This window comes from Paenibacillus sp. TY11, from assembly GCF_059772165.1.
On sequence record NZ_JCBAIQ010000036.1, the window covers coordinates 4,267 to 17,507 of the forward strand.

The 13,241-nt window shown below is 53.4% G+C and carries 1 protein-coding gene (running past one end of the window); it reads right to left on the reverse strand.

Annotated features, from left to right (window positions below):
* On the reverse strand, positions 1-13,241 hold part of the coding region annotated (locus AC6EJC_RS25260; protein ID WP_444956294.1) for a non-ribosomal peptide synthase/polyketide synthase (this coding region is incomplete at its 5' end). The annotated region continues 17,477 nt past the right edge of the window; 13,241 of 30,718 annotated nt are visible.

Consider the following 13,241-nt stretch of genomic DNA (forward strand, 5'->3'; position numbering starts at 1 on the left):
TTAGAAAACAAAGTCGATGGAATCCGGTGAGAAGCCTTCCGGTTTGTCGTCGGAGGTCACCTGAATATCGCTTAACAGCAAATCTGGATTGGCCCCAACCTGTGACAGAATCGCTATCAAATCTTCCGTCAATCGTTCAATAGCGTCTGCCCCAAACAGCTTCGTGCAATATTCAAAGGAACCCTTGATCCCCCCGTCTTCATCACTCATAGACAAGGTCAAATCGAATTTGGAAATACGATGCTCCTGAACATACGGACTGAAGGACAGCGTTTCAAGCTTCGCTTCCGGCGACTCTGTATTTTCCAGTACAAACATAGTATCAAATAACGGGTTACGGCTTGCATCCCGTGCTACATCCAGCTTTTCCACCAACTCTTCCAGTGGATAATCCTGATGCTCGAAGGCTTGCAGCGTACGATCTCTGGCTTCCAACAAATAGTTGTGGAACGTTTGGTTGCCCTTCGGCTGATGCCGGATGGCTAGCGTATGGACGAACATGCCGATCAGTGGCTCCAGCTCAGGCAACAAGCGGCCTGCTACCGGCGTACCGATGATCAAATCGTCCTGACCGCTGTATTTGGACAGCAGAACGGTGTAGGCGCTCAATAGCACCATGTACATCGTACTTCCGGTCTGTGCCGCCATTCGGCGCAGTTGCTCGGATACATTCGGGTCCACTGTAAATTCATACAGCGCACCCTCGAAGCTGCGAACAGCAGGTCTAGGATAAGCAATTGGCAAATCCAGTACTGGCAATTCTCCGGCTAAATGCTCCAGCCAGAAGTGTTCCCGGCGTTGGTAGGACTCACGCTGCATCTCCTGCTGCTGCCACACGGCATAGTCCTTGTACTGAATTTGCAGCGGCTCCAATGCCTGTCCCTCGTACAGTTGTACCAGCTCCTGCACGATATGGCTAGACGATACACCGTCTGAAATAATATGGTGCATGTCGTACATCAGGAGGTGGCGCTCTGGTCCGGTTTGAATGAGACGGACACGCAGCAGTGGTGCCTGACGAAGATCGAAGCTGCGTACAAAGGACTCGATATAGGCTTCGGCCTCGGACTCACTGGCCTGCAGGTGCTCTACTGCAAACTCCACTTGATCGTAAACCCGCTGAACGACCTCGCCTTCCAACATTTCAAAGGAAGTCCGCAACGTTTCATGGCGGGCCACTAACTGACGGAACGCTTCCTCCAGCCGATCGGTCTGAAGCGGTCCCTCCACTGTTAATACACCCGGCATATTGTAGCTGAGATCCCCACCTTCCAGATGGCTCAAAATGTACAGTCGTTTTTGAGCCGAGGAAACCGGGTAGTACTCCTGTTTCGCCGCCGCAGGGATCACCGTGTAGGTGTCTGTGCCGTGCGTAGCTATGAGCTGGGCTTGCTGCTCAATCGTAAAGTGTTGGAACACCTCACGCAGTGTAATCCGACTGTCCAGTTCCTGATGGATTTTGGCCACCAGCGTCGTTGCCCGCAGGGAATGCCCACCCATATCGAAGAATGAGTCGGTGACGCCGACGCTGGACAGCTTCAATACATCCTGCCAGATTTGGGCTAGCTTGGCTTCCAGCGGCGTCCGCGGCGCGACGTACTCCATGCCTCCTCCTTCGAGGCGTGCTTCCGGCGCTGGCAACGCTTTGCGGTCGATTTTTCCGCTCGGGGTCAGCGGGAAACGATCCAGTTGTACGACATACGTCGGGATCATGTAATCCGGCAGCTTCGGCTGCAGCGCATTCCGCAGCTCCGGCAAACTTAGCGACTCCGAAGCTACGATATAGGCACACAGGTCCTTGTGCCCGTCCTCGTTTTCCCATGCGGTGACCACCGCTTTCTGAATGCCGTCCACGGTCAGCAGCTGTGCTTCCACCTCGCCCAGCTCGATCCGGTACCCCCGGATTTTCACCTGATGGTCGATCCGGCCCAGATACTCGATGCTGCCATCCGGCAACCACCGGGCCAGGTCACCCGTCCGGTACATGCGTTGGCTATGAACACTTGGAGCTTGTTCAGCTTCCAATGAGACTGAGGCGAATGGATTCGGGATGAACTTCTCTGCCGTCAGTTCCGGCAGATTCAGGTATCCTCGTCCGACACCTGCACCCCCGATATAGAGTTCACCCGCGATACCAATCGGTACCAGCTGTTGCTGGTTGTTCAGGATGTACACAGACTGATTCGCTATCGGCGTTCCGATGGATACTGTGTGCTCCCCTTTTTCCAGCAGTACGTTCAGGGCTTCCACATCTTCAATCGTATAAGCTGTCGCATCTACCGTCGTTTCGGTCGGACCGTACACGTTGGTAATGACCGGGCGGTACCCGGACCACTTGTTCAGGAACACGTTGACCAGCTGCACAGATAACGCTTCGCCGCCGATCAGGTAGTGCTTCACATCCGGTGCTTCCGTTACACTGACACTTTCGTTCAAAATATGCAGATGCGCAGGTGTACCGTCCGTCAGGTCGATCCGGTGCGTGCGGTAGTAGGTGATCAAATGCTCCCCGCTCAGGCTGACGTCACGGGATACCACATGCAAGGTGTGGCCTAACAGCAAGCTGGCAAAGATTTGCTTGACCGAAGCGTCAAATACAAATGCCGACAGCCATGCGACATGAAGCGGCTGTTCATAACGGCTGTATACTCGTTCCAATAAAGCGTCTACCAGATTGCTGACGCTGCCCTGCTCGATCATGACGCCTTTCGGCTGACCGGTTGTACCTGACGTGTAAATCATATAGGCCAGGTTATACGGGCCGGCGACAGGGATCAGGTTGCTCGCATCCTGTTCGTTCATTTGGGCCTGAACGTCCTCATTATCAAGGATTACAGCCCGTACGGTGGATGGCAAGCTGAGCGAGAGATGGGCGACTCTGCTTGTAATCACGACCTTTGCCCCGCTGTCTTGGAGCATGTAGTCGATGCGTTCCTGCGGATACATCGTATCCATCGGCACATACGCGCCGCCAGCCTTAAGTACCCCCAGAATGCTTACCAGGATATCCGCAGAACGTTCCAGCAATACGCCTACCAGTTGGTCTGCTTCGACACCTTCCGCTCGTAACACACGGGCCAATCGGTTCGCACGCTCATTCAGCTCAGTGTAGGTCAGTGCTGTGTCCCCAGACACGACTGCTATCCGCTCAGGGCTGTGCTTTGCTTGCTCTTCAAAGCGCTCGCTGAGCGAACGGCCTTGTAGTGCTCCAAGCACGCTGTGCGCATTCGGATCATTGAACACCTTCAGAATCCGCTCGGTTTCTTCCGCCGTAATCAGTTCCAGCTCACCCAGCTTCGCATCCGGGTTCGCCGCCACCGCTTCGGCCAAACGAATAAAGTGGCGTGTCATCCGTTTCACGGTTTCCCGTCGATACAACGCGGTTGCATACTGCAATCCGAATTGGATACCTGCCTCTTCCTCACTGGCCTCCATCATCAAATCAAACTTGACTGGCGTTTGTTCTAAGCCGTATGGACGGAAGCTCAGGTCCGCCAGCTTTAGCTCGCCTTCCTCAGTCGTTTGCAGGGTAAACATTGTATCGAACAGCGGATGGCGGCTCATATCCCGTTTCACGTTCAGCTTTTCCACCAGTTCCTCAAATGGATAGTCCTGATGTTCGTAGGCTTGCAAGGCGCGAACTTTCACTTCTTCCACGTAGCTGCGGAAGGTATGTTCCGCTGTCGGATAGTTTCGCAATGCCAACGTACCGACGAACATCCCGAGGATCGGCTCCAAATCTGCATGCGGTCGTCCTGCAATCGGCGTGCCGACTACGATGTCCTCTTGCCCGCTGTATTGGTGTAAGAGTGCAGTGTACGCTGCCAGCAGCACCATATACAGCGTGGAGCCTGTGTTTGCCGCCAGTTCTTTCAGCCGTTCGCTGACTTCACGTTCCAGTCCGAATACCACGGTATCGCCTGCCGTGCTTCGCACCGCTGGACGGGCAAAGTCGGTTGGCATATCCAGTACAGGCAGCTCACCGCGGAAGGTGTCGAGCCAGTACGCTTCCTGACGTTGCATCCATTCCTGATGGGCTTCGCTTTGCTGCCATACCGCGTAATCCTTGTACTGTATACGCAATGGCGAAAGCTCTTCACCATCGTATAAGCGGACAAATTCATCGGTCAGCACTCCCATGGACACGCCGTCCGAGACGATGTGGTGCATGTCGAGCATGAGCAAATGCTGCGGTTCCTGCTCGGTTCCTTGTACACCCAAATCTACCAAGCCTACCCGCAGCAGCGGAGCGGCTTGCAGATCGAACGGACGTACAAACTGCCACACCCGTTCTTGTGCTTCCTGGCTGACCATCGTGTCCGTATCCGTGGTTGTGTTCTGATCTGTATCCGTAGTCGCATCTTCTGCCTGTACCTTTGTATATTCCACCTCAAACGGCACGGTGTCCTCAATCCATTGCATTGGCTCACTGTCCACCAGTGCAAAGCGGGTACGCAAGGTCGCATGACGGGCGATTAATTGACGGAACGCGTCTTCTACCCGTTTCACATCCAGCGGTCCGCTCACTTGCAGCACCGACGGCATGTTGTAGTTCACATCATTCGGGTCGAACTGATGCAGCACATACAGTCGTTTTTGCGCCGAAGATAATGGGTAGAAATTGCGTTCTTCCGTTACCGGAATGGACGCATATGTTACTTGATCGAGATGTTCTAGTACGACTGCCAATTGTTCAATTGTTGGTGATTCAAAAATACTGCGTAGTGGAAGCGGCTTGTTCAGCTCCTTGTGAATTTTCGCGGCCAGCGTCGTCGCCCGCAGCGAGTGTCCGCCAATCTCAAAGAAGTTTTCCTTCACGCCGACCTGCGCCAGACCCAGCACATCCTGCCAAATTTGTACCAGCTTCACTTCCACCCATGTCCGCGGTGCGACATAATCCGCTCCACTTTGCAGGCTGCCTTCCGGTGCTGGCAGTGCCTTTCGGTCGATTTTTCCATTCGGAGTTAACGGCATCTGCTCCAGCTGTACCAGATAGGAAGGGACCATGTAACCCGGTAGCTTCTGGCTCAAAGCGCTGCGCAGCTCACTTGCCACAACTTCCCCATCGGCGACCACATAAGCGCACAGCTGCTTCTGCCCTTGCTCATCTTCACGCGCGATGACCACAGCTTCTTGCACCGCTTCCAGCTTCAGCAGCTGCGTTTCTATCTCGCCCAGTTCGATCCGATAGCCCCGAATTTTCACCTGTGCGTCGATCCGTCCCTTATATTCCAGCGTCCCGTCCACATTCAAGCGTACCAGGTCGCCTGTGCGATAGCAGCGTTCTCCGCTGCGGAACGGGCTGTCGATGAACTTTTCGGACGTCAGGTCCGGACGGTTGCGGTATCCACGTGCCACCCCGGCACCGCCGACGATCAGCTCACCCCATATCCCGACAGGCTGAAGCCGCATCGAACGGTCCACGACATACGCTGTCGAATTATGGATCGGTCTGCCAATTGGCACCGATTCCGATTGCATACCAGTGATCGCATGCACTGTGGAAAAGGTCGTATTTTCGGTCGGGCCATAGATATTACTGATCCGCAAGGATGGATGAGCCTCCAGCACCCGGTTCATATGTGGTACGGACATCATATCACCGCCGACCAGCAGCTCCCGTATCCCCTCGAACAGTGCCAGATCCTGCTGGGACAGCTGGTTAAAGAGCGGTGTGGTCAGAAACATCGTGGTAATGCCATGGCTGCGGACCGCTTCCTTAAGCTTGGACGCGTCCAAAATGACATCCTGGCTCACCAGCACCAGCTGTCCAGCGTTCAATAGCGCCCCCCAAATTTCGAAGGTGGATGCATCAAAGACAACAGCCCCTGTCTGCAAAATGCGCGTGTCGGCATCCAACTGTGCGTAGTTTGTATTTTTCACCAAACGTACGACATTACGATGCTCCACCATAACGCCCTTCGGCTGCCCCGTCGTACCCGACGTATAAATGACATAGGCCAGATCGTTCGGACCAGACAACGGTTCCAGATTGGAACCATCCTCGTGATACACACCCTGTGCCCCATTCAGCACCAGCACGTTACCGTCAAAAGCTGCTTTGTCCACCAGATGGTTTTGCGTTAACAACAGCTTCGCACCCGAGTCGTCCAGCATGTAGCGGATACGCTCCTCCGGATACGTCGGATCGATTGGGACATATGCACCCCCGGCTTTCAAAATGCCTAAGATCCCCACGATCAAGTCTACCGAACGCTCGGTCATCAGACCGACCAGACGATCCTTCGTCACGCCCTGACTGCGCAAGGTGCGTGCCAGACGATTCGCGCGTTCATTTAGCTCGCGATAGGTCAACTGCTCTCCTTCGAAGAACAACGCTGCCTGCTCCGGTGTCTGCGCCGTTTGTATCTCGAACAAGCCATGGATCGTTTGCTCACTTGGATACTCGGCGGCTGTGTCTCCCCATACACTGAGAATTTGCTCGCGTTCCTGCTCGCTTAACATATCCAGCTCATGCACCCGAATGTCCGGCTTCGCCACCACCTGCTCCAACAGCTGTACCAGATGGCCCTGAGTCCGTTCAACGGCTTCACGATCATATAACTTCGCATTGTATTCAAATCGGATTTTCATCGCTTCCTGTGGCATGACGACCAGATTGAAATCATAGTTGGTTTGTTCAATCATGCCTGCATTGCGAATTTCAAAATCCGACTCTGCACCTTCGCCAAGCTGCTCGACCTGCTCCTCTACCGGATAGTTTTCAAACACGATAATGTGGTTGATCAGCTCTTGCTTTTGCTCGGTCAAGGCTTGAATTTCATACAGCGGATACGTTTCATAATCTTGAGAAGCCAGCGCCTGCTGCTGATTCGCTCTGATCAGGTCGGCAAATGTGTCCTCAGCTCCACTGCGGATACGTATTGGGATGGTGTTAATGAACAAGCCCACCATATGTTCGATACCTGGAATATCAGCCGGGCGACCAGACACTACACCGCCAAAGACTGCATCATCACTGCCGTTGTACTTTTGAAGCAGTAAGCCCCATGCCGTTTGCAGTAATGTATTCGGGGTCACGTGGTGCTGCTTGGCCACCATATCCATGCGTCGAGTCAAGTCCTTGCCCAGATCGCACAGCACATGCTCAAATTGTTCACCGTCCGCTTTCACGCCTACTTTTCCGGTCGGAATCGAAGTTTGCTGATCATAGTCGAGCAAATAATCCTTCCAGTATGCAGATGCTGCTTCTACGTCCTGTGCTTCAAGCCACTCAATATACTGACTGTATGGAGTAACGGGGGCGAGCTTCGGTTCTCTATGCTCCACGGCTGCAAAATAAGCCTCAAACACCTCATCCGTGACCAACGCCACACACCAGCCGTCCATCAAGATGTGATGAGAGCTCCACACAAAATAATAATCCTCATCACCGGTCCGTAAAATCGCCACGCGCATCAACGCATCCCGGGATAAATCGAATCCGGCTGCCTTGTCCTTGCGAATAAATTCCTTCACATACGCGTCACGTTCCTGATCATCCAAATGACGCAAATCTTCATAGGTGAAGCCGACATCCTTATGGCGGAAAATGACCTGTACAGGCTCATCCTGCCAACCGCTGATGAAATTGGCTCTAAATATCTCATGCCGCTGCGCCAATTGATTCAAGCTATCTTGGAAAATATCCGCTTGGAAGCGTCCGTGCAAATCAAAGGTCGTCTGTTCAAAATAAGCCCCTGACGCTGCATCCATCAGACTATGGAACAACATCCCTTTTTGCATCGGCGTTAACGCATATACATTTTCGAGTTCCCCCATGTCACGAGTCCGCTCTACCAACTGATCCAGTTCGGCCATGGTTACATGTTTAAGCATGACATCGCTTGGCGTCAGCTCCTGCTGTTTGCGGCCTGCGCAATGCGTAATGATTTCCCGCAAACTGATTCTAAACTCTTCAGCTAGTTGCTCCATCGTTTCACGGCGATATTCCTGATGGCTGTAGCTGATCGTCAATTGCAGTTCGCCTTCGGAAATCAGCCCGTTCATATCCAGCGTGTGCGATCTGGCTGCATGTGCGCTAAGCTCTGCACCGCTAGAGTAAGGAGATACGCCAATGGATTGATTTTGCATATCTTGGTCAAATTGTCCCAAATAATTAAAGCTGATTTCCGGTTCGGTTACAAAACGCTCTTGCTCACGTGCTGCGGACAGGTATCTCAACATACCGTAGCCAATGCCCTTTTGCGGAATGCAACGCAGCCCTTCTTTCACCTGTTTGATGCACTGTGAAAGATCTTGCCCCACGCTCATATCCAGCACAACCGGGAATTGAGTCGTAAACCAGCCAACCGTGCGCGTAATATCCAGCTCTGGCAAAATGGACTCCCGTCCATGACCTTCTAGGTTGACGAGCACTCGTTCCATGCCCGCCCAGCGATGAATTGTCATTCCCAATGCGGTAAGCAGCAAATCATTTATATCCGTGTTGTAGGCACGATGCGCCTGTTTTAACAACTGCTCCGTTTCCTGAGCTGTCCACGTGACCGTAATGATCTCGCTGTCCCTATTCAAGGAATAGGACTGTGGCTGGTCTTTTGGAAGCGGCTCATACATGCCCTGTTCAATTTCTTGCCAGAATGTGAGTTCTGCTGTCATGGCCGGACTGTTCGCATATTGAGACTGGCCCTCAGCCCAGGTGCGGAACGAATCCGTTTTGTGCGGAAGACGAGCCGCTTGTCCGTTCAATGCCTGCTCATAGGCTGTCGTAATATCTTCGAACAAAATGCGCCAGGATACGGTATCCACCACTAAGTGATGAATAGCCATCAGCAAATGATCACCATCTGGGCAATGGAACAGCCCCAGCTTCACCAGCGGTCCTTCGCTTAGATGAATACCCGCTTGAATTTCATTCACTTTAGCCTCGATCGCCGCAGATACCTCAGACTCATTTCTAAAGTCGGCCCGATCCAGCGTATACAGCTCGCCCTCACCAGCCGCACGGTTCCAAGCTTCATATCCGTGCTCCGTAGGACGGAAAATGATACGCAGTGCATCGTGATGGCTAACCATTTGATCCATCGCTGTGCGCAGTGCCGCTTCATCAAAACCATCCTTGCTATGCAGCATAATGGACTGATTATGATGATGAGCATCCGTCAGGTTCTGCTCAAAGAACCATTGTTGAACGGGTGTCAGCTTCACAGCGCCCACCACTTCGCTCTGATCCGCCAATCTGGTCACCGATTGGATTTTCAGCGCCAATGCAGACACCGTTGGATGGCTGAACAGGTCTTTCATGTCCAGTCGATAACCTGCTTGCAGCAATCGGGACGATACTTGCAAGGCCTTGATCGAATCGCCACCCAGTTCGAAGAAGTTATCCTGCGTGCCTACTGTTTCGACACCCAGCACCCCGGCCCATACCGCAGTCAGTACCTGCTCCACCTTGGTACGCGGTGCCACATAGGCTGCTCCCGTATGGATACTGCCTTCCGGTTCCGGTAAGGCTTTCCGGTCGATTTTGCCGTTGCTGGTCAGCGGGATCGTCTCCAGTCGCATCAACCGTGCTGGCACCATGTGTGCTGGTAGACCCGCTTCCAGCTGTGCCTGTACCTCCTCAATTCGCAGCTCGGCTTCTCCCGTGATGTACCCGCACAAATACTTATGTCCACGCTCGTCTGTCCAGTCGATGACCACCGCTTGACGCACACCTGGCACACGCTGGATCGCCGTTTCAATCTCGCCCAGCTCAATCCGGTAGCCCCGGATTTTCACTTGATCATCCATCCGGCCGATAAAGTCCACATTGCCGTCCGGCATCCACCGCGCCAAGTCGCCTGTGCGGTACAATCGTTCACCCGGTACGTACGGGTTTGCTACGAATTTCTCGGCCGTCAGGTCCGCACGGTTCAGGTACCCGCGTGCCACCCCGGCACCGCCGATGCATAGCTCGCCCAGTACGCCGATCGGCACCGGATTCAGCTGGCTGTCCACGATGTAGAAGCGTGCGTTCAGCCACGCCTGACCAATCGGCACACTGCCGCTACTTGGCAGCTTCGACAGCTCTTCATCGTAGAAGCTGGAGTCGATTGCCGCTTCCGTCACACCGTAGCTGTTAATAATGCGAATATCTGCGCCAAACCGTTCTTGCAGCACCCGGTAATCCGTCACGCTGCAGCTGTCCGAACTGGTAATCAGCAATTCCAGACTGCTCATGTCCAGACCCTGTTCATACACATGCTGCATAAACGGTACGATCAAGGCCGGTGTTGATTCGAACACCGTAATCTGAACATCACGAATCCAGCCATACAGATGACTTGGATCAATTCGATCGTCCTTCGGACAGATGACCATCGTGCCGCCGTTGTACAAAGTTCGTGCGATATCCCCAACGAACACGTCGAAGGAGAAGCTTGCCAGCTGCAGCAATCGTACCGGGAACTGGTTCAAACGGTAATCCCGGCGATACGCCGCAGCCGTATTCACCAAGCTCCGATGCTCAATCATGACGCCCTTCGGACGTCCTGTTGTCCCGGAGGTGTAGATCACATAGGCCAGATCCTGCGGTCCGTTGATGTGCTCGATATCGGTGGTGTCTCCGGTATACAGCGACTCATCGTCCAGCGCCAGCACGGTATGCAGACGCAGCCCCGTTGCCGGTTCGGATGCTGCTTCGCTGTCAGATGGCGAATCTGTTGTTCCATTCAGGGTTCCATGGAGATTACCTGATTCCATCGTTTCAGCGCTAACCGCTGTTTCCAGTTGGCCCTCGGCCTTGCCTCCGGTCAATGCCCATTGGCTTTCCTCCAGCCAACCCTGTGCACGTTCCTGCAAGCCTGTTTGAGTCAGCAGCACTGTTGCGCCGCTGTCCTCCAGCATAAAGCGAATACGTTCGGACGGATAATCCGCATCTAACGGTACATACGCACCTCCTGCCTTCCACACCGCCAATACACCGACCAGCATATCCACTGAACGTTCACTTAAAATGCCGACAATCGACTCGCGTCCAATGCCTTCATTTCTCAATCTACGAGCCAATTGGTTCGCACGCTCGTTCAGTTTCCGGTACGTCAGTTGTTGCTCCTCGTACACAACCGCCACATGATCCGGTACAAGCTGCACCTGTTCTTCCACAAAGGTATGGAATAAAGCTCCTGCTTCAACAGCAGCAACATCCGATACCCCCACATCTCCAAAGCCGTAGATGATTTGTGCCTTCTCTTCGACGGTCACCATATCCAAAGCTGCCAGTGGTTGCTGTGGATGCAGTGTAATGGCACGAACAAGCTCGGTAAAATGCTTGGCTAATCGTGCGATGGTTTCAGGCTTGTACAGCGCCGTGCTGTATTCCAGACTGCACAGAATGCCATCTGGCTGCTCTATTGCATCCAGGGTCAGATCAAATTTGGCCGTGTTATTGTCCGTCGGATATGTTTTAAAGGTCAGACCCTCCAGTTCGAACTCCTGCTGCTCAAATGTTTTCAACTCAAACATCGTGTCAAACAGCGCATTCCGGCTCGTATCCCGCGTTAAATTCAGCTTTTCAACCAGTTCTTCAAAAGGATACTCCTGATGTTCATAAGCACTGAGCGCATGCTCCTTCACCTCTTGCAGATAATCCAGGAACGTTTTGTCGCCAGACGGATAATTGCGGATCGCCAGCGTGTTGAGGAATACGCCTACCAAGCCCTGCAGTTCCGCATGCGGTCTTCCGGCAATCGGCGTGCCGACGATAATGTCTTCCTGCCCCGAATATTTATGCAAGAGCGTGCTATACGCTGCAAGCAACACCATGTACAAGGTTGATCCCGTTTGCGCGGCCAGCTGTTTCAATTGCTCGCTGTCCTCCAGGCTGATCGCAAATTCCAATCGGGCTCCTTCGAGACGCTGTACGGCGGGTCTTGCAAAATCCGTTGGCATATCCAGCGCCGGAATCTCACCAGCCATGGTTTTCAGCCAATAGCTTTCTTGCTCACGAAGACGTTCACTTTGCATATCTGCATGCTGCCAAACGGCATAGTCCTTGTACTGGATGCGGAGTGGCGGCAGTTCCTTGCCTTCATACAATTGAGAGAACTCCTGCACGATAATTCCTTCCGTGACGCCATCCGAAATAATATGGTGCATGTCATAGAGCATGACGTGACGTTCCGGTCCGTTTTCCACCAGTTGAACCCGCAGCAACGGTGCTTGCGCGAGATCAAATGCGCGTACAAAGTCCAGTGCGTACTGTTGTGTCTCTTCTTCGCTTGCCTGCACATGCTCCACGTTGAATTTGGCGTTGGATTCAATCCGCTGAATGACCTCGCCATCCACCATCTCGAATCTGGTTCGCAGGGCATCATGACGGGCAATCAGCTGCCGGAAAGCTTGCTCCAGTCGCGTTTTATCCAAGGAACCTTCAATAATCAAAGCTCCCGGCATATTGTAGCTAACCTCTCCGCCTTCCAGATGACTCAGAACGTACATCCGTTTTTGCGCCGAGGAAACGGGATAATATGCGCGCTCTTCCGCAACAGGTATAGATACATACGTTTGCTGTGTCTGATCTTCTCCCATCACCTGCACCAACTGCTCAATCGTCGGATATTGGAAAATATCTCGCAGCGCCAGCTTGTGATTCAGCTCCTGATGGATTTTCGCCATCAGTGTTGTCGCGCGCAGAGAATGTCCTCCCACTTCAAAGAAGTTATCCTGGATGCCTATTCGCCGACGATTCAGAACGCTTTGCCAAATACGTACCAGTTGCTCTTCCAGCGATGTCCGCGGTGCAACGTACTCCGTGCCTCCTTCGAGGCGCGCTTCCGGCGCAGGTAACGCTTTGCGGTCAATTTTTCCGTTTGGTGTCAGCGGGAATTGCTCCAGTTGTACGACATAGGTCGGGATCATATAGCCCGGCAGTTTTGGCTGGAGTATGTTGCGCAGCTCTGGCAAATTCAGCGCTGCTGAGGCTACGACATACGCACACAGATCCTTGTCTCCGTCTTCGTTTTCCCAGGCGGTGACGATGGCTTTCTGAATGCCATCCACGGTCAGCAGCTGCGCTCCTACCTCACCCAGTTCAATCCGGAAGCCCCGGATTTTGACCTGATCATCCATCCGGCCGATAAAGTCCACATTGCCGTCCGGCATCCACCGCGCCAAGTCACCTGTGCGGTACAATCGTTCACCTGGTACATACGGGTTCGCTACGAATTTCTCGGCCGTCAGATCTGCACGGTTCAGGTACCCACGTGCAACCCCGGCTCCGCCAATGCATAGCTCGCCCA